Source organism: Anaerostipes sp. MSJ-23 (assembly GCF_018918155.1).
GTDB lineage: Bacteria > Bacillota > Clostridia > Lachnospirales > Lachnospiraceae > Anaerostipes.
Genome location: NZ_JAHLPY010000002.1, coordinates 186841 through 207156 on the forward strand (window position 1 = coordinate 186841; position 20316 = coordinate 207156).

Here is a 20316-nt window from a genome sequence, read left to right on the forward strand (position 1 = left end):
TTTTTGGTTTCTTCTATATAAATAGTTTTCTTGTATTTTTCTTTGTTTCAGGATAAGATAAGAAACATATAAGAACGAGGAGGAATATCAATGAATTTTGGAATCATAGGTTTTGGAAGAATTGCCAGAAAGTTTGTACAAAGCATTGAAGCAATACAGGGAGTTGTTTCAGCGATTGGATCTAGATCCATGACATTGGATGATCCTTATCTAAAAAAACATCCGCAGATCAAGATTTATCGGGATTATGAACAAATGCTCTGTGATAGTGACATTGAGGCGGTTTATATTGCGTTGCCGCATAAATTTCATAAAAAATGGATTTTAAAGGCACTCGATCATCATGTTCCGGTTTTGTGTGAAAAACCGTTAGTACTTTTTGCAGAAGAGGTGGAAGAAGTCAGGCAGAAAATGAGAGAAACGAAGACATTATGTGTGGAAGCGTTAAAAACAAAATTTAATGATGGATATGATCAACTAAAAAAAGATTTGGAAAAAATTGCACCTGTGCAAAAAATATATGCAAATTTTTGTTCAGATTCGCTGGATATGCCAAAGACTTGTTTCCTCTTTGACCCACAACAGGGGGGTGCGTTAAATGATATCGGAAGTTATATCCTTGGTTTTATTCTTGGAATTGAGACATCGGAAATTGTGGATGTAAAATCTGAGCAAAAGATGGTAGATGAAATTAACTATTATTTTAAAGCAGAGATTACATTTGCAGATGGATGCCTTGCAACGGCAGAAGGAGCAATTGATCGCAAAAAGAAACGAATGGCTATCATTGAAGGACAAAATGGAACAATTGAAATACCAGATTATAATCGAATCATGGATTATAAAATAGAACAAAAGGATGGTGTTGTTATTCACCGACATTTTCCGTTTGATGGAAATGATATGACAAAAGAGATTGAAGATTTTATAAAGGATGTCGAAGAAGGGAACATAGAAAGTAAAAAACACTCTATGGATGATACAAAAGCAATTTTAACGCTTTCGGCCTATATTGCATCAAAGAAAAAAAGAAGCTGACATAAAGCAGCTTCTTTTTTGAGAAAATTAATCAAAAATAATCAATGCCATAAATACAAGATCAGTATCTCCAGTATTTACAAGGCCATGTCCGCATCCATCTGGTGTAAAAGTAACATCACCGGCTTTTACAGACCTTTTTGTTCCATTGTCATCATATTCACCTTCACCAGAAAGAATGTAATAAGTTTCACTTTCATTGTGATGTTCATGGTATCCGAGAGAACAGCCTGGTTCAATCGTAACCTGTGCATAAAGACCACATTTTCCATTTAATTCTTTCTCACCAAGAATATGTTTGATGATTACATGTCCTTTTCCACCGCACATATTTTCTACGCGTTCTGTTTTCATAATGTTCACCTCATTTGTTAGTAAGTATTATTATGGATTGATAGTTTCGAGAGCTGTTTATATTAGCTCTTGAAATGTATTATACGCCTGAAAGGCGAAAAATTCATCTTTGAAATAAGAAATATCTTATGGAAAAAAGACGCTTTGTTATACTAATTTGTGAATTTATTACGAATTTATTACAAAACTATTTACAAAGCGTAAAAGATGTGTTATATTAGACTTACTTAAGAAACAAATTTATTGGGAGGGACATTTCATGCACCGTAAGATATACTCCAGAGCCATTGTTTGCATGCTTACTTTGGCCATGTTACTTACATTTACAGGATTCAAAAAGCAGACAAGTGTTTATGCTGCTTATACAAGATATGTTACAGCAGATACATTGTCAATCCGAGAAAAAGCAAGTGCAAGTTCAAAAAAACTTGGAGCTTATAAAAAAGGTACAAAAATCACATGTTATGGAAGTACAGGAAACTGGACAGAAGTAAAGAATAATGGAAAGACAGCATATGTTTGTTCTAGTTATTTATCTTCTACAAAACCATCTGCTACTTCAAAAGGTCAGCAGGTTGTAAATTATGCAAAGAGATTCATTGGAAATCCATATCGTTATGGTGGTACAAGCTTAACAAATGGAATTGATTGTTCAGGATTTACACAGGCCATTTATAGACACTTTGGTTATAGTATTCCGAGAACATCGGGAGAACAAAGAAGTGCTGGAAAAAAAGTCAGCTGGTCAAATAAAAAACCAGGAGATTTGATTTGTTATTATGGTCATGTAGCAATTTATGCTGGAAATAATACCGTTGTACATGCAAGCAGTAAAAAAACAGGAATCAAAACTACATCTCCTGCGAATTACCGCTCCGTAGCAAGTGTAAGAAGAATTGTAAAATAATAAAAAAAGATAAAAAAAGGGAAACGTCATCCAGAATGCCGTTTCCCTTTTTCTCTTTAATTTCAAGATAGTACATGCTATAATATCCATATTGGATGCAGACGGAGGTAAATTTCAATGATTTCAGAAGAAAAAGTAAAGATCATGACAGAAATGGCCCGCTATGAAAAAAAATATGGAGAACGAGATTTTCATATCAATCGTTATCGGGAAGAAGATTACATTCGCCTGGAAACAATTAAGATGAGTATTGCACTGACGGTTGCATTCTTAATTATACTTACCATTTTATGTTTGTCTCAGTTGGATGTTTTGATCGTTATGTTAAGAAAAGGAAAGTTTCTTTTTGCCTTATTAAGTATTTTAATTATTTATGTTATCATTTTCCTTGCTTATCTGCATTTTACAAAGAAAAGAGCAATCAGGGATTATGAAGAAGTAGAAGCAAGGATTAAAATGTACGATAAATATCTGGAAGAACTGCTTCGATTATATGAAGAAAAAGAACATGAGGATGTAAGTCCTAGCATTGATCCGGAGGAGCAAGATGATGGAACAACTATTAATATATAGAGAGCGTTTTTTAAAATTGCTAGCATCTAAAGGAAAATATATACAGTTTCTGGGAAGATTTCTCGGGGGAATAATCTTATTTTATGTGGTAAATCAAACATATGGGCAGATTCATTTACTTGGGCAGCCATTTATGATTCTTATTATGGGTCTTATTTGTGTGTTTGTACCAACTTCTGTTATTTTTATCATGTATCATCTGATTGTGTTATTGAATCTTTTCAGTATTTCCATAGAAATTGCAATTGTTTATCTGGTTTTGATTGGATTATATATTTTGATTTACCAGAGAATGTTTGTAAAACAGGAAATTTTATTTTTAATGACAATAGGTGCTTTTTATTTTCATATACCAGCAATCATGCCTCTTATTACAGGTGTTTTTGCTGGATTGATTGGATTACCAGCTATTTTAATGGGTGGTTTTTTCTATTATTTTGCAATTGTCATACAAGAATCTTTGCTTCAGGTAGGAAATGGAACAGTAAATGCACATCTTTATAATCTTGTTTTGCAAGGAACAACGAGAAATAAAGAATTATTACTTTGCCTGTTCGTTTTTGTCCTTGTTGCAGCGGTTGTTGCTGGAATTCGTAAACTTCAGGCTTCTTATGGATGGTATATTGCTATTTTCGCTGGCGGAGTTGTTTATATGCTTGTTATGTTGATTGGCGGTTACTTTGTAAACAGCGATGTAAATATCATTTCGGAAATCTTGATGATTCTTTTATGTATTGCAATCGTAATGCTTGGTCAGTTTTTGTATAATGTCATTGATTATACGCGAGAAGAAAACTTTGAATTTGAAGACGAAGAGTATTACTATTATGTAAAGGCGATACCAAAGATCTCTGTGGCAGAAGAAGAGTTTAATGTCACACAGATTACAGTGCCTGCAAGAAGATTTAACTTAAAACGAAAAGAAAAACAAGAGCATGATGAGGGAGAAAAATCTTGAACAATTTTTTAAGTGAACTTGAAAAATATGCATATTGGTCATCTGTGTTAAAAATGAGCTGGAATGATGTGATTGATATTCTGCTTGTCAGTGTTCTGATCTATCAGATTATTAAATGGATCAAGACAACAAGAGCATGGGTATTACTTAAGGGAATTCTTTTGCTTTTATGTATTGAGCTTGGCGCATATTTGCTGCAGCTTCATACAATTACATGGATTCTTGCCAATACAATGAGTGTTGGAATAACAGCAGTTTTAATCGTATTTCAGCCAGAACTTCGAAATGCGTTGGAACAGCTTGGAAGAAAAAACTGGGTTTCTGGAATTTTTTATACGGAATCGAACCAGATGAATGAAGGCTATACGGCAAGAACACTTCAAGAAATATCCAGGTCAGCAATTGAAATGGGAAAAGTAAAAACTGGAGCTTTGATCGTTCTTGAAAAGGAAGTTATGCTTGGAGAGTATGAGAGAACCGGAATACCGATTGACGCTAAAGTCAGCAGTCAGCTGTTGATTAATATTTTTGAAAAAAATACACCATTGCATGATGGTGCAGTTATTATCCGAAATAACAGAGTTGTATCAGCAACATGTTACCTCCCATTAAGTGACAGTGTTGAGATTGGAAAGGAACTTGGAACAAGACATCGGGCAGCAGTGGGGATTAGTGAGGTCTCTGATAGTATTACTGTAATCGTATCAGAGGAAACTGGAGCAATTTCGATTGCAAAAGAAGGAAAAATTCTTCATGATTTGGATCCTCAAAAACTGAGAGATGAACTTTCCGTTCTGCGGGAAGAGAAAGGAAGCAGTAAAAAGTTCAAACTCTGGAAAGGACGGAATCGAAATGAAAGAAAAGATAGAAAATAATTTACTTTTAAAAATATTTTCTGTAGTTTTTGCTTTTCTGCTTTGGATGTTTGTTATGAATACAGATAATCCGGTAATCACAAAAACATTTACAGATGTGCCTGTGGATATGTTAAATGAGCAGGTATTGGATGAATTAAATCAGACCTATAAGATACAAAGTGGAGAGACGGTAAGTTTTAAAGTAAAAGGAAAGAAAAACATTATAGACCGTTTGAAAAAATCTGATTTTCGTGCAACGGCGGATGTATCCTCTATGTCAAGTGTTCACGCGATTTTGATTAAAGTCGAAGCTTTGCGTTATAAGGGGCAGTTAGATATCGACACGGGAGGTGCAACGGTAAAAGTAGCATTGGAAGATCTTAAAAATGATCAAATACCGGTTGTTGTTAAGATCAAAGGAAGGCCAGCAGAAGGATATACGGTGATTAGTCAGACGGCAACACCAAATCTGGTTTCGGTGTCAGGCCCCAAAAGTGTGATTAATCAGATTGATCGCATTGTTGCAACAGTTGATGTTACTGGTGTAAAAAAAGATGTGACGATGAATCAAAAGATTAAATGTTATGATGCTGATGGAAAAGAAGTTAGTCAGGATAGGATCAATCTTGATACGAATAGGATTAAAGTAAAAATCGGCCTTGCTAAAACAAAAACCGTACCAGTGTCCGTAAAGACCAAAGGTAAACCGGCAAAAGGATATGTTCTTGGAAGTATCGATTATAATCCTACTGAACTTGAAATTACTGGAAATTCGGATGATCTTGCGAAGGTTCATACGATTGAGCTTGCAAATCTTGATATTAGTGATAGCACAAAAAGTATTGAAAAGACCATTAAGGCATCCGATGTGAAGTTACCGGATGGCATTTCTTTTGTAAAATCTACAGATAAGATAGGAAATATCGTAATCAGAGCAAATATTGAAAAGAAAAAGAAACGGACACTTTATATTAAGACAAATCAAATTCATTTGATTAATAATACAAAAAATTATAAGGTAACCTTTGCAAATGAAACAATTGAAGTTCAGATCAGTGGATTGCGTTCGGTTGTTGATAAGGTTATGGCAAAAGACCTGAATCCGAAAATTAATATGGAACTGTTTGAACCAGGTACACATACGGTTCAGGTTCAGCTTACAAAGATTGCTAATATGAGCATTGATGGAAATGTAAGCGCAACAATTACAATAGAGTAGGAGATTATAAAATCAGTATGGAAAAAATGTTATCTGTTGTATTACCGGCATATAATGAAGAACAGATGATTCAGAAAACTGCAGATACGCTTCATGATATTTTGACAAAAGAACATATACCATACGAGCTTGTATTTGTGAATGACGGTTCAAAGGATCAGACGTGGAATAAGATTTTAGAGAAAAAGAAGGTTGATCCACATATAAGAGGAGTTTGTTTTTCTAGAAACTTTGGAAAAGAGGCAGCAATTTCAGCTGGGTTAAGCCAGGCACAAGGGGATTGTGTAGCAGTCATGGATTGTGATCTTCAACATCCGCCGGAAACTCTTGTTACAATGTATGAATTGTGGGAAAAGGGATTCGAAGTAGTAGAAGGCATCAAATCTTCTAGAGGAGAAGAAAGTCTGGTGCATAAAATGTTTGCAAAGACTTTTTATAAATTGATCAGTAAGGCAACTGGAATTGATATGTCTAGGGCATCTGATTTTAAGCTTTTAGACAGAAAAGTTGTAGATGAATATTTAAAGTTACCAGAGCGAAATGTATTTTTTCGAGCTTTATCTTCTTGGATTGGATTTTCTACGGCATATGTGGAATTTGATGTTCAGGAGAGAGAGGCAGGGCATTCCAAATGGTCTTTCCGTTCTCTTACCAAGTATGCAATAAATAATATTACATCATTCAGTGCAGCACCGATGCAGATTGTAACCTTTTGTGGATTTATTTTCTTTGTGTTTGCTTTGATATTGACAGGTCAGTCGTTATATATGTATTTCTCAGGAGATGCAGTGAAAGGATTTACAACGATTATTTTGCTATTATTACTGATTGGAAGTATTTTGATGTTCAGTCTTGGTGTAATTGGATATTATATTTCTAAAATTTATGAGGAAGTGAAAATGCGGCCTCGTTATATTATCTCGGATATTACAAAGTCCAAACAATAAAAAAGCGGGATTTCTTTTAAAAGAAATCCCGTCGTTTTTTTAGAATATGTCGTTTTGATTTCACTTTTTCATGCTGAACACGATCGGAAGAAAATCGTTCTTTTTGAATTTTTGAGTGTTTCCAATCGCTCGCCTTGATCCATTGTTCATAAGGATGCATTCTTTGATGCTTTTTGATGGTGTTGCGTTCTCGATGATAAGGGGTAAACATTTCTTCTTTTTTCTTAAGTGCGGTCGTTTTTTGTGGTTTCAGAGAAGCAACTGCCTGATGGTTCCAGTGATAGATGCCAAAATAAGAAAGTTTTTTAAAATCATGATGTTTTTTAGCTGACTGGGTAACAATAAGAGATGTATTGATATGGTGCTGATGCCCATATTCTCCATCTGGATTATGCGTGGCAATTTCCACCCAGTTTTTATAAGAAAGAAAATAGTCAACATCTTTTTCGATCTGTTTTTTATAAGGCTTCCATGAAATTCGGTGTTTATGTTGAAAATCTGGATAGTTTAACATGATACTTGGGGTATTAGTTACTTTCAATGCTTTTTTAAATTCCCGGTAACGACGGTAGTGGTAAGTTTTTCCATTGGTTAAACATACAACTAGATAGCGGTGCTGTGCAAGGTGTGCGCCACCCCATAAACTTTCGTCATCTGGATGTGCAACAATCATGATCCGATCAACGCCTTTAAGATCAAGACGGGACATACATTTGTCATTCGCCTGATCATCTAGATAAGGCTCTTTTGGCATATAAATGCAAAGTATTGCAACTGCCAGGGAGAAAATCAGAAATACCTTTTGTGATTTATCGAATTTCATAAATAAATCCTTTCGTTTGTCATGGGCGGAAACCCACTACCTTTCGGTGATGGGTAGTTGACAGGCTATTGATCTTTGTTTGAGTGGTTTGTATGTCGAAATACAAGTAATTTACTAATGAAGTAATTAACAAATACAACGATAAATTGAGTTTCAATTTTAGCGACCATTTTTGATTGGTGAAGAACTTCTACACATAAAGGGACACCGCCGACCTCGATTACAAGAGTAACAAGACGTCCAAGGACAAAACGGCAAAATTCGTGGAAGCTTTCTAAAAAAGAATTTGTTTTTGATTGAAAGACATAAAGCTTGTTCACAAAAAATGCAAAGCATATGGAAATGGCAACAGAGAAAAAGTTACCAATTTTATAATCCATATGGCATGGGCCTTTTAAAATTGCAAAAGCGATAATATTAACGAGGGTTGTCATTCCGCCAAAAAAGAGATAGCGGATTCGTGGGTCGTAATAAAGTTTCTTAATTAATTTTAACATAACCTACTCCTTTTCCTTACATATAACTAACATCTTAAGACATTTTTTAAGAATTTTCAACTATGACATGCTATAATACAAGAAGTACAAAGGGATAGGAGTAAAAAAGAGTATGGGTAAAAAGCAAAAAAGAAGGAAATGTTTTCTATTATATACAGGATTTTTTTTGATGATGTGTGTGGTATCCTTTTTTCCGTTTTTTGCAGAGGGAAAGAGTTTCATCTGGGGAGCTGGAATTGAAGATGGATTAAGCCAGCATTTTACATCCCTCGCTTATTATGGTCGGTGGCTTCGAGAGATTGTGGAGAGTGTTCTTTCTGGACATCCTCATATTCCGATGTGGAATATGGGAATCGGATATGGAGCGGATATTATTTCTACATTGAATTATTATGCAATTGGGGATCCACTAAATCTGCTTTATGGTTTTGTCCCATGGAAGGATACGGAGATCATGTATCATGTGATGATTATTCTTCGAATGTACTTGGCAGGGATTGCATTTATACTTTATTGTATAAAAATGAAAAAAAGGACGTATGGGACTGTCATTGGGGCGGTTGCCTATGTATTTTGTGGTTTTTGTTTTCGGCTTGGAATACGACATCCATTTTTTTTGAATCCAATGATTTATTTTCCATTGCTTTGCATGGGAATTGAAGAGATCTATATGTCGGCAAAGGATACAAAGATTTTTAGAGGAACAACAAGGCCGTTTCTTTTTATTTTGTCAGTCGCTCTTTCTGCCATAAGTAATTATTATTTTTTATATATGCTGACTATTTTTTCTGTCATTTATGCATGGATCCGATTTTATAAATATGTAGAAACAGATAGGATCCATAAATTTTTTCTAATCATTAGAAATTTCGCAATTTATTATATGATAGGTATTTCTATGGCAGCGATTATTTTGCTACCTTCTGTGATAGGATTTCTTGGCAACGGAAGAAATGCAGGAGTGGATCTTCAAACGCTGATCGTTTATCCAGCAAAATTTTATATATTGCTTCTTAGTAACGTTGTAGGTTATGGAAATGCAGGAAATAATACGAATATAGGGTATCTTCCAATTGCAGGAATTGCAATTTTATTTGTCCTGTTTTCTGAGAGAATGAAGCATAAAAAATATCGATTATGCTTTATTGGATGTATTATCGCGCTGGCATTACCTGTGTTTGGTTATATTTTCAATGGACTTTCTTATGCAAGCAACCGATGGAGCTTTGTCGTTAGTTTTATTGTGGCACTTTTGATTGCAGAGATGTATCCACGGTTTTTTATGATGACGAAAAAACAGAAAATAGGAATTGGAAGTTCTATTGTTATTTATAATGTATTTATTTTTCTATTAAATATTTCTGGAGATGAAAAAATCAGCTGTAAGGGAAATCAGGTAGCTGGAATTTTGCTTTTCATTTTTTATGGACTCTTTGTATGGTTTCAGGCAAAAGGATGGGATAGCCGCAAGATGTTAACGAGGGTTTTGATTGGAGCGGTTGTGATCATTTCTGCGGGAGTTCATGGATACTACAGATTTAGTAGTAAACAAAAAGGATATACAGAAGAATTTTTAGATTATCATACAGCCAATCAGCTTTTAAGAAGCAAAGATATTCAGCTGTTAAAAAGTATGAAGAAAAAGGATACGTCCCTTTATCGTGTCCATGCGCAGGGATATCCATACAAAAATTATGGATTGTATGATGATTTAAATACGATTAGTGGTTATTACAGTATTACATCAGCAGATGTGACGGATACAGTGAATAGTTATCAGACTCTTGGAATGCAGTATGCTGATAAATACTGTGGGGTAGATCAAAGAACTGGTCTCTTAAGTCTTTCTGGTGTGAAGTATATTACAGCATATAATCAAGAAGATATACCGGATGGATTCACCAAGATAAAAACAAAAGGAAATATTACACTTTATAAGAATAAAAATGCGCTTCCATTTGCTTATGCCTACGATCGGGCAGTGACAAAAAAACAATATGATCGGGCAAATGGTGCGGAAAGAGAGCAGATGATGCTTGATCATATAGTGCTTGACGATGTTCCACAATATTTGAAAGATCATAAGAATGAAAAGAAAATATCTGGTGTAAAAGTAACAGATGTCTCATGGAAAATGAAAAAACTTGTGATGCTAGGAAGAAAAAATAATTTGGAAGTGATGCTTCCTTCGGATAAAACAAAGGAAACATATCTTTATTTTAAAAATCTTATATATAATGACTCTGCAAGTCATGGCAAGGATATTGTCATGGGTGGAAAGAAATCGAGTAAGGGAATTCGGATTGAACAAAAGGGAGTTTCTCAGAAGATTTATATTCAGAGTCGATTTAATCCTTACTACTTTGGAAGAAAAGATTATATAGTGAAATTAAACGGTAATTTTTCTGGACAACAGAAAATAAAAATGGCATTTCTTTCTCCGGGAACGTATCAGGTTGAACAGGTTCATTTAATTGAGGCAGATAAAAAACAGATTTTGAAAAAGCTTCAGGAAAGAAAAAAGAATAAAGCTAAGAATATCAAATATCATGATAATCAATTTGAAGCAAAGATTTATCTGCAAAAGAGAAAGATGTTATGCATCACGATTCCTTATTCAAAAGGATGGGAGGCAGAAGTCGATGGAAAGAAAACTCCAATTTTGAAAGCAAATGGAATGTATATGGGAGTTTCATTAAAAAAAGGGAATCATAAGATTAGGATGACTTATAGAACACCTGGGCTCAAAGAGGGAATGTGGATGAGTGTTTGTGGATGGATTGTTTTTTGTACAGCTTATTATATCTATCGGCGAGAAAATTGCAAATACCAGTCCTGAATGATATAATTATTACAACTGTGACAAAATTCAGAGACATAAAATAAAAAAGAAGAAGGAGGAGATAAGAAAGGAAATTTGAAAACAAACGATAAGGATGAGAAAGTTGTAAAAACTGGGTGGTTGTGATAGAAGAAAAGAAATAGAAAAGGATATAAAAGTTTGTGAGTAAATATAAGTTTAAAATTTTAAAATTAAATGTCATTAATAATAAAAAATTAAATGTGGAAATTGAAGTAAAAGGAAGTTTCCAGGCAGTCATACATTCACCCAAAATTGCATTGTTTTTTGACAATGGAAAAGAAGTACGAAGAATTCCGATGCTGGTAAAATCGTATTATCCGAAAGAAGATATGGATCGATTTATTCTTTTTGGGGAAAATCAATATTTGATGGATTATTTGTTCTTTCATGATAAGGCGGCAAAAGACTTTAAACTTTACTTTGAATTCATTTACGGGAATGACAGAGTACATAAGATTCCTTTTGAAATCACAGAAAAACGTTTGACGCAGAAAGATGAGAATAACTGTTATGAAATTAAAGTTTCAGAGGATCATACAGAACTAATTTTTCATAATACACAGACGGGAAATGCTGCAAGAGCCAGTATGTTTCCAGTCGTAGTTTCTGGGTTATGGAAGTTTTTAATGGCAATTGTTTCTGTTGGATTGCTTCCGGTATTTTTGATCGAAAGTATTCTTGTTTTGTTTAAATTCCCGATCAAATCCCCGGCAAAAGCAAAAATAGGAAGCGTGCCAAGAAGATTATTCAATCATACGCGTTGGCGCTGTTGTGCATTTTGCAATATGAATCTTGGATTAAAACAGTTCCGCTTAAGAACATTTCAGTTGATTTACAAAATCTCCTGTAAAAGAAAGATCAAAGAAAACAGAATTTTATTTTTGTCCAATCGAAGAGACGATCTGTCAGGGAATTTAGAGTTTGTATATGATGTACTAAAAGAAAAAGATGATCTGGAATTTGTATTTTTGCTTGACTCTGAAGCAGATATCCGTCAAAAGATTTCTGTATCCATGATGTTGAAGCTTGCAAAATATTTAGCAACTTCAAAAGTAATTCTGGTAGATGATTATTATTTCCTTTTATACCGTATTGGAATTAGAAAGGAAACAAAACTATTCCAGTTATGGCATGCATGTGGTGCATTTAAGACTTTTGGATTTAGTAGGGCAAGACATATTCAGAAATTAAAACAACAGAGAAATTCTGCACATAGAAATTATGATTATACAATTGTAAGTTCGAAAGAAATTGCTGATTTCTATGCAGAAGGTTTTGGTATTTCTGTAGAAAAGGCAAAACCAACTGGAATTCCAAGAACAGACATATTCTTCCAGGAAGAATATAAAGAAAAGAAACAAAAGGAATTTTATGATAAATATCCTCAATTTAAAGATAAAAAGATTTTGATGTTTGCACCAACTTTCCGAGGAGAAGGAAAAATTAGCGGACATTATCCAGTTGAACGTTTTAATTTAAAACAGGTATATGAAGCATTAGGTGGAGAATATGCCATTATTGTAAAACATCACCCATTTGTGCAGGATCGTAATGAGATTCCAGAAGAATATAAAAATGATATTCTGGATTTATCTGAAGAGGCAGAAATCAATGATCTTCTCTTTGTGACAGATCTGCTTGTGACAGATTATTCTTCTGTTATTTTTGAGGCATCACTTTTGGATATTCCAATGTTATTTTATGCCTATGATTTGCATGAATATATTTCTAGTAGAGGATTCTATTATGAATACGAATTGTTTGTTCCTGGAAAAATTGTTCAGAGTGAACGTGCAATGTTAAAAGCATTAGAGAAAAAAGATTTTGAGGAAGAAAAGATCGCAAAATTTAAGACAAGATTTTTTGATGATCTTGATGGAAAATCATCGGAGAGGGTAGGTAAGCTAATTTTAGATTCCATGAAAGAGTAGGAGATATTTTGACATGAAAAAACTATTAGTTCGAGCAGGAATGACCCCCTATGATGTAGTAGAGCCAGGAAAAATTATTCTGGATAATTTAGTAGGTGACAATACAGGTAATCTGATTTATCAGTATGGCATTTTTCGTGCATTAACAACAGAAAATCAGGAATTAGTTCCAAATGGATACCGTTATGTTGGTGAAAAATATGCAGATGAGATTAATCAGAATTATGCTGGGTATGTTATGCCATTCGCGGATGTCCTACGCCCAGATATGAAAAAATTTTTTGAAAGAATTACGAGACTGATACGAAAATTAAAAGTACCAGTTGTTGTGGTTGGGATAGGACTAAGAGCACCATTTCATGAAGATTTAAAACATGGATTTTCTTTTGATGCAGAGGCAAAGGCGTTTTTAAAGGCCGTTTTGGATCATTCAGCGATCATTGGAGTTCGTGGAGAAATCACAGGAGCCTATTTAAAATCTCTTGGATTTCGAGAAGAAATTGATTATACGGTGATTGGGTGTCCATCCATGTACACGTTTGGAAAAGACATTAAGGTAAGGAATCTGGATTTGCAGCAGACATCTAGAATATGTGTCAATGCATCTGTGGTGGCACCGAATAAGGTGAATTTGTTTTTGCGAAAAGCAATGAGAGAAATACCAGATCATTATTTTCTTCCACAAAGACTTTTAGAAATGAAAATGGTATTTGCCGGAGAACCTTATGTTCATCAACAAAAACATGCAGAGGATTATCCAAACGATATGCTTGATTCACTTTACAAAGAAAACAGAGTAAGATGTTTTGGAAATGCAGTTTCATGGTTTGAGTTTTTAAGAAATTCAGATTTTAGTATCGGTGGAAGAATGCATGGAAATATTGCGGCAATTCTGTCTGGAACACCAGCACTTTTAATCCCCCATGATGCAAGGATGAAGGAGCTAACAGAATTCCATCACATTCCACACATCTGGGCAAAGGATTTAAAACCAGATGCAGATATTTTTGAAATTGCAAATAACATGGATTTTCGTTCAATATTAAAGGATCATGATAAACATTTTGAGGCGTATGTGAAATTTCTTGAAAAAAATGGACTGGAACATATTTTTAAAGATGGAAACAATCCGGAAATTTCTCCGCTTGATCAAAAGATTAAAGAAGCTCATGTCCCATATAGTGAAATTGATACTGTGTATGGACATACGGCAGAAGAAAGATTTTTAAGGACACAATCTTTTTATGTTGCAAGGGAAGCGATGGAAAATGAATTAAAAGATATGATAGATAAAACAAAAATCGAACTTGCACATAGAAATAATTTACTCAAAAGTAAACCAGTCAATTATGCAGTTAAAATTCGTGAACTGCTTGGAAAAAGTACTGGTGTCCCTTTTAGTGAATAGTTGAATTTATATGGATTTTGCGGTAGAATACGGTAGACAGACAAATGCAAAATAAAACGAGGTGTAATATGATATTTGGAGTAATTTTAGCTGGTGGAATTGGAAGTAGAATGGGGAATGTGGAAAAACCAAAACAGTACCTGAATCTGGGAGGAAAACCAGTGATCGTTCATACGGTAGAGAAATTTTTTGTAAATGATGCGTTTGATAAGATTATCATTCTGTGCCCAGATAGTTGGGTAAACCATACGAAAAATTTGATGAAAAAATACTTACATGGGGATGAAAAAATCGTTGTCATTGAAGGTGGAAGCACAAGAAATGAAACAATTATGAATTCTATTCAGTATATTGATGAAAATTTTGGAGTAGATGATGATACGATTATTGTTACACATGATGCAGTAAGACCTTTTGTTACACATCGTATTTTAAATGAAAATATTGCGGCAGCTAAAGAATATGGTGCATGTGATACAGTAGTTTCAGCAGCAGATACGATTGTGCAGAGAACAGAGGAAGGAACAATGATCGCAGATATTCCAGATCGTTCTAGAATGTGTCAGGGACAGACTCCTCAGTCTTTTAAAGCTGCAAAAATCAGAGATTTGTATAACTCTCTGACAGCAGAAGAAAAGGAAACTTTGCCGGATGCATGTAGAATCTGTGTTTTAAAAGGAGAACCAGTGTACTTGGTAGAAGGTGAAGTGTTTAATATGAAGATCACATATCCATATGATTTACAGGTAGCTGAAACATTGGTAAAAGGAGAATATTAAAATGTTAAATACGGTATATCGTCTGACGGCTCCGCGCCGTTTTGAAGTGCAGTTTAATGACATTGATCTTTTTGGTGAACAGATCGTTGTAAGACCTACATATCTGTCCATCTGTAATGCGGATCAGCGATATTATCAGGGAAAAAGAGCTCCAGAAGTATTGAAAAAGAAACTTCCAATGGCTTTGATTCATGAAGGAATTGGAGAAGTTGTTTATGATCCCAAAGGAGAATTTAAGCCTGGAGACAACGTTGTTATGATCCCAAATACTCCAGTGGAAAAAGATGATATGATTGCCGAAAATTATTTAAGAAGCAGTAAATTCCGTGGAAGTGGATTTGATGGATTTATGCAGGATAATGTAGCACTCGACCGTGACCGTGTTTTATTATTGCCAGAAGGTATTAATCAGAAAGTTGCTGCATTTACAGAAATTATTTCTGTTAGTGTACATGCTTTAAGGCGATTTGATGAAATCGCTCATAAACGTAGAAATAGAATTGGAATCTGGGGAGATGGAAACCTTGGTTATATTACATCGCTGCTTTGTAAAAGTATGTTCCCAGATACGGAAATTTTTGTTTTTGGTGTACATGAAGAAAAACTGGAAGATTTCTCTTTTGTCGATGGTACTTGTCTGGTAGATAAAATACCAGAAGACTTTTCAATGGATCATGCAATTGAATGTGTTGGAGGAGAAGGATCACAGTCTGCAATTCAGCAGATTATCGATTATATTAATCCAGAAGGAACGATTTCAATTCTTGGGGTATCTGAGTATCCAGTTCCTGTTGAAACAAGAATGATTCTTGAAAAAGGTCTTCGTATGTTCGGAAGCAGTCGAAGTGGAAGAGCAGATTTTGAAAAAACAATTGATATTTATAAAAAGAATCCGGAAGTTGTAGAATATCTAAGCAACATTGTTGGTGCTGTTGTTAAAGTCCGTACAGTCAAAGATATGACAAAAGCATTTGAGATGGATATTCATAAATCTTACGGAAAAACAATTATGAAATGGGAAAAATAAACATAAATCGGAGATTTCATCATGAAAACATATATAGAAAATTTTAAAAAGTATCGGTTTTTGCTTTGGGAGCTCGTAAAAAAAGGGGTAAAACTGAAATATCGTCGCTCTTATCTTGGAATTTTATGGACTCTGCTGGAACCATTATTTACAATGATCGTACTGAGTGTTGTATTTGGAACACTGTTTAATAATAAAGACCCGCACTTTCCAGTTTATATCCTTTGTGGAAGACTGATGTATAGTTTCTTTTCGTCTGCAACAAATGGAGCGATGAAGGCAATTAGGACGAATGCTGGAATGATCAAAAAGGTTTATGTACCAAAATACATTTATCCATTGTCCAGCGTATTATTTAACTATATTATTTTTGCAATTTCACTGATTGTACTGGTAGCAGTTGCGACTGTGCTGAAAGTATATCCAACAATTTATTTGCTTCAGGCGATTGTGCCATTAATTTTGTTGCTTTTTACAGCATTTGGAGTTGGTATGATTTTATCAACAATGGCGGTCTTTTTCCGTGATTTGGAATATTTATGGTCTGTAGGACTGATGATGATTATGTATGCATCTGCTATTTTCTATAAACCAGAAAAACTGCTGAAGTCTGGATTTGGATGGATCTTAAAATGTAATCCACTTTATCTTTTAATCCATAATTTCAGACAAGCAGTTTATGGAAGACCAATGAATATGCATTTTCTGGCAGCATCGGTTGTATTTGCAATCGTTAGTGTTATTGTCGGACTGATCTTTTTCTATAAGAAACAGGATCAATTTATTTTGTACATTTAGGAGGCAGTCATGGCAAACAAAGAAGTATTAAGAGTTGAACATGTCGGCATGAAATTTAACTTAAGTCAAGAAAAAGTAGATGATTTAAAAGATTATGTAATCAAATTGATCAAAAGACAGCTTTCTTATAATGAATTTTGGGCTCTTAAGGATATTAATTTTTCATTAAATAAAGGAGACCGTCTTGGAATTCTTGGATTAAATGGGGCTGGAAAGAGTACCCTGTTAAAAGTGATTGCCGGGGTTTTAAAAGCAACAGAAGGAACCGTAACAAGTAAAGGTAAAATAGCACCACTTTTGGAACTTGGAGCTGGTTTTGATCAGCAGTATACCGGACGTGAAAACATTTATTTGTATGGTGCAGTTCTTGGCTTTTCAAGAAAATTTTTGGATGAAAAGTTGGATGAAATTATTGAATTTTCTGAACTTGGAAAATTTATTGATGTACCAGTTAAGAATTATTCTTCTGGTATGAAATCAAGACTTGGATTTTCAGTTGCAACTTTGGTAGAACCGGATATTCTGATCCTGGACGAGGTATTATCTGTGGGAGATGCTAAATTCCGTAAAAAGAGTGAAGCAAAGATTATGAGTATGTTTGACAAAGGGGTTACAGTACTATTTGTATCACATTCTTTGGAACAGGTACAGCGTCTGTGTAATAAGGCAATTCTTTTGGAAAAAGGACGTATTATTTCCCGTGGATCAATTGAAGAAGTAAGTGAAATATATGAACAAAAAACGAAATAGGAAAGGTACAAAAAAGCACCATGAGAAAAGTGATTACCTATGGAACATTTGATTTACTGCATGCAGGACATATTAATTTATTAAGAAGAGCAAAAGAACTTGGTGATTATCTGATTGTTGTTGTTTCAACGGATAAGTTTAACTGGGAACAGAAACAAAAAAAATGCTATTTCAGTTATGAAGAACGGAAAAAGCTGGTAGAAGCTGTCCGTTATGTAGATTTGGTAATTCCGGAAACAAGCTGGGAACAGAAAATTTCAGATGTAAAAGAATATCATGTAGATGTATTCGTCATGGGAGATGACTGGAAAGGAAAATTTGATTTTCTGAAAGAATACTGTGAAGTTGTATATCTTCCAAGGACGGAAGGAATTTCAACAACAAAGATTAAACAGGATCTTGGAATCATTGGCACAAGTAGCCAGGATGATGATCAGTAAGCAGGTAGAGTATGAAGCAGCGGATAAAAAATTTAACGGTCATATTATATAAATTATTGTATCGTTTTGTACCAACAAATAAGAATATCATTATTTTTCAGAGTAATAACGGCAGAAATTATACAGGCAATCCAAGATATATTTATGAAGAAATGGTGCGGCAAAAACTGGATAAAAAATATAAATGTATCTGGTTTTTGCTAGATACTTCCATTCGAATTCCAGGAAGATGTAAAAAAGTTCGTAATAATTATCTACTTTATTTTTGGTATCTGATGCGAGGCGGAGTTTGGGTGTTTGATAGCAGACAGCCGTTATATGTGAAGAAAAAGAAACAAACACTTTACATTCAGACATGGCATGGAACGCCTTTGAAGAAATTGGCACTTGATATGGAACATATGGATATTAGTGGAGATACGGATATTTACGAATATCACAGACAATTTTTCGTAACATGTAAAGAATGGGATTATTTGATTTCACAAAATCAATTTTCAACAGAAATTTTCAAATCATGTTTTGCATTTAAAAACCGTCCGATCCTGCAGATTGGTTATCCGAGAAATGATATTCTGATCAGAAAAAATCGCAAAGATAAAATTGAACAATATAAGAAAAAATTAAAGCTTCCTATGGATAAAAAGATTATTCTTTATGCTCCAACGTGGAGAGATAATGAGTACTCCGAGGCTGGAAAATATAAGTTTGCATCGAAACTTGATTTTGATCTGGCAAAGGAAGCTCTTTCTGATGAATATATTTTTATTGTGAAATATCATTATCTTGTATCAGATCAGATTGACTGGACACCATATAAAGGATTTGTATATACATTCGATGAAACAAAGGACATCGCATGGCTTTATCTTGTATCAGATATATTGATCACTGATTATTCGTCCGTTATGTTTGATTATAGTCTTCTTCATCGTCCGATGTTTTTCTTTGCGTATGATCTGGAAAATTATAAAGAAAATTTAAGAGGATTTTATTTTGATTTTGAGGCAGAAGTGCCAGGCCCAATTTCACAGGATACAAGACAACTGATTTGTGACATTAAAAATTATAAGGCAGAAGAATGGGAAGAGAAATATAAGGTTTATCATGAAAAATTTAATCATGTAGATGATGGACATGCTTCCGAAAAAGTAATTGATGTGATAAAAAAACATACTGTGTGAAAAAAAACAACAGGAGGATGACGTAGATGGTTACGATTCTTTTAGCAACGCTGAACGGAGAGGATTATTTAAAAGCTCAGCTGGAATCTATTGCAGATCAGACATATGGCAATTGGCAGCTGGTTGTTGGTGATGATGGATCGACAGATCATACATTAGAAATTCTGGAGGAATTTAAAAATGAATATCCAGATCAAGTAACGATTTTTAAAAATGATCCACCCACAGGAAGTGCAAAAAGCAATTTTATTCATTTACTGCAAAATGCCCATGGACCACATTTTATGTTTTGCGATCAAGATGATGTATGGAAAAGAGATAAAATTTATCTAACAATGCAGAAAATGGAAGCTCTGGAAACAAGATATGGAACAAAGACACCAATTCTTGTGCATACAGATCTTTCTGTGGTAGATGAAAACCTGGAAATGGTTGCAGAATCTTTTTTTCAATATGCGAATCTTCCGAGACGTATTTTTTTAAACCAGTTAATGGTGCAGAATTCTGTAACAGGATGTACCGTAATGATCAATCGTTGTTTACAGCAATATTTTTTACAGCCATTGCCTGTTTCTAAAATTATTATGCATGATTATTGGGCAGCGTTGATTGCGAGAGTATTTGGTAAGATTGGATTTGTGAATGAGCCGACAATGTACTATCGTCAGCATGGACATAATTCTGTTGGAGCAAAGGGATCTAAAAATCCAAAATATTTGTATCGTCATTTAAAGGAAGGAAAAAATCAATATCGTCGAATGATGATTGAGTCGATGGAGCAGATTCAGGAATTTGTAGCTACTTATGGAGAAGAAATAGAAAACTTAGATACGTATGAACTTATGGAGTCTTATGGAAATTTATATTATAAAGGAAAAATAAAGAGATTATCATTTTATAAAAATAACCATGTGATAAAAGAAGGAAATCTTCGTAAGCTGATGCAGTGGATTTGGGGATAAG

At 34.2% G+C, this 20316-nt stretch carries 20 protein-coding genes; 17 read left to right on the forward strand and 3 right to left on the reverse strand.

The window, feature by feature from the left end:
* The first annotated feature begins 90 nt into the window (after positions 1–90).
* Positions 91–1038 carry a Gfo/Idh/MocA family protein gene (locus tag KQI71_RS02805; RefSeq protein WP_216433876.1) on the forward strand — a complete coding sequence of 316 codons (948 nt, stop codon included), beginning with the start codon at positions 91–93 and terminating at the stop codon, positions 1036–1038.
* Positions 1039–1065: 27 nt separating this feature from the next.
* Here KQI71_RS02805 and KQI71_RS02810 read toward each other — a convergent pair whose 3' ends face one another.
* Positions 1066–1392 (reverse strand): cupin domain-containing protein, encoded by a 327-nt coding sequence (locus KQI71_RS02810; protein WP_216433878.1) that lies wholly within the window; start codon positions 1390–1392, stop codon positions 1066–1068.
* A gap of 259 nt (positions 1393–1651) precedes the next feature.
* On the opposite strand from KQI71_RS02810, the gene KQI71_RS02815 reads away from it, so the two are divergent.
* The 6 genes from KQI71_RS02815 (at position 1652) to KQI71_RS02840 (ending at position 6853) form a co-directional block, all read left to right on the forward strand.
* A complete protein-coding gene (locus tag KQI71_RS02815) occupies positions 1652–2299 on the forward strand; it encodes a C40 family peptidase (RefSeq protein WP_216433880.1) in 648 nt (215 codons plus the stop codon).
* 117 nt (positions 2300–2416) lie between these two features.
* Positions 2417–2872, forward strand: a complete 456-nt coding sequence (locus tag KQI71_RS02820; RefSeq protein WP_216433882.1) for a hypothetical protein — start codon at positions 2417–2419, stop codon at positions 2870–2872.
* Between the two features lie 85 nt (positions 2873–2957).
* Positions 2958–3830 carry a hypothetical protein gene (locus KQI71_RS02825; RefSeq protein WP_330655233.1) on the forward strand — a complete coding sequence of 291 codons (873 nt, stop codon included), beginning with the start codon at positions 2958–2960 and terminating at the stop codon, positions 3828–3830.
* A gap of 53 nt (positions 3831–3883) precedes the next feature.
* Positions 3884–4705, forward strand: coding sequence for a diadenylate cyclase CdaA (cdaA, locus tag KQI71_RS02830; RefSeq protein WP_216434190.1), 822 nt, complete (start codon positions 3884–3886; stop codon positions 4703–4705).
* Complete coding sequence (locus KQI71_RS02835) at positions 4683–5906, forward strand: CdaR family protein (RefSeq protein ID WP_216433884.1); 1224 nt, start codon at positions 4683–4685, stop codon at positions 5904–5906. The genes cdaA and KQI71_RS02835 overlap by 23 nt, the downstream gene beginning before the upstream one ends.
* Before the next feature lie 17 nt (positions 5907–5923).
* Positions 5924–6853 carry a glycosyltransferase family 2 protein gene (locus KQI71_RS02840; RefSeq protein ID WP_216433886.1) on the forward strand — a complete coding sequence of 310 codons (930 nt, stop codon included), beginning with the start codon at positions 5924–5926 and terminating at the stop codon, positions 6851–6853.
* 16 nt (positions 6854–6869) lie between these two features.
* On the opposite strand, the gene KQI71_RS02845 is transcribed toward KQI71_RS02840, so the two are convergent.
* Together KQI71_RS02845 and KQI71_RS02850 are read right to left on the reverse strand one after the other, a co-directional pair.
* Positions 6870–7676: a PIG-L family deacetylase gene (locus KQI71_RS02845; RefSeq protein ID WP_216433888.1), complete on the reverse strand. Its 807-nt coding sequence runs from the start codon at positions 7674–7676 to the stop codon at positions 6870–6872.
* Positions 7677–7741: 65 nt separating this feature from the next.
* Positions 7742–8173, reverse strand: coding sequence for a GtrA family protein (locus tag KQI71_RS02850; RefSeq protein WP_216433890.1), 432 nt, complete (start codon positions 8171–8173; stop codon positions 7742–7744).
* Between the two features lie 112 nt (positions 8174–8285).
* On the opposite strand from KQI71_RS02850, the gene KQI71_RS02855 reads away from it, so the two are divergent.
* From KQI71_RS02855 to KQI71_RS02900, 10 genes are all read left to right on the forward strand, one after another.
* Positions 8286–11012, forward strand: a complete 2727-nt coding sequence (locus KQI71_RS02855; RefSeq protein WP_216433892.1) for a YfhO family protein — start codon at positions 8286–8288, stop codon at positions 11010–11012.
* A 164-nt stretch (positions 11013–11176) separates the two neighbouring features.
* The gene (locus KQI71_RS12775; RefSeq protein ID WP_216433894.1) at positions 11177–12967 is read left to right on the forward strand and encodes a CDP-glycerol glycerophosphotransferase family protein; all 1791 of its coding nucleotides are present in this window, start codon (positions 11177–11179) and stop codon (positions 12965–12967) included.
* A 13-nt stretch (positions 12968–12980) separates the two neighbouring features.
* Positions 12981–14375 (forward strand): polysaccharide pyruvyl transferase family protein, encoded by a 1395-nt coding sequence (locus KQI71_RS02865; RefSeq protein WP_216433895.1) that lies wholly within the window; start codon positions 12981–12983, stop codon positions 14373–14375.
* Between the two features lie 68 nt (positions 14376–14443).
* Positions 14444–15154, forward strand: a complete 711-nt coding sequence (locus KQI71_RS02870) for an IspD/TarI family cytidylyltransferase (RefSeq protein WP_216433897.1) — start codon at positions 14444–14446, stop codon at positions 15152–15154.
* Position 15155: 1 nt separating this feature from the next.
* Entirely contained in the window at positions 15156–16181 is a 1026-nt protein-coding gene (locus KQI71_RS02875) for a ribitol-5-phosphate dehydrogenase (RefSeq protein WP_216433899.1), read from the forward strand.
* A 21-nt stretch (positions 16182–16202) separates the two neighbouring features.
* On the forward strand, positions 16203–16979 hold the full coding sequence (locus KQI71_RS02880) for an ABC transporter permease (RefSeq protein ID WP_216433901.1): 777 nt from the start codon (positions 16203–16205) through the stop codon (positions 16977–16979).
* A 9-nt stretch (positions 16980–16988) separates the two neighbouring features.
* Positions 16989–17729, forward strand: a complete 741-nt coding sequence (locus KQI71_RS02885) for an ABC transporter ATP-binding protein (RefSeq protein ID WP_216433903.1) — start codon at positions 16989–16991, stop codon at positions 17727–17729.
* A gap of 20 nt (positions 17730–17749) precedes the next feature.
* Positions 17750–18169, forward strand: a complete 420-nt coding sequence (gene tagD, locus KQI71_RS02890) for a glycerol-3-phosphate cytidylyltransferase (RefSeq protein ID WP_216433905.1) — start codon at positions 17750–17752, stop codon at positions 18167–18169.
* Positions 18170–18180: 11 nt separating this feature from the next.
* Positions 18181–19353 (forward strand): CDP-glycerol glycerophosphotransferase family protein, encoded by a 1173-nt coding sequence (locus KQI71_RS02895; protein WP_216433906.1) that lies wholly within the window; start codon positions 18181–18183, stop codon positions 19351–19353.
* Between the two features lie 26 nt (positions 19354–19379).
* Entirely contained in the window at positions 19380–20315 is a 936-nt protein-coding gene (locus KQI71_RS02900) for a glycosyltransferase family 2 protein (RefSeq protein WP_216433909.1), read from the forward strand.
* The last annotated feature ends 1 nt before the right edge of the window (position 20316 follow it).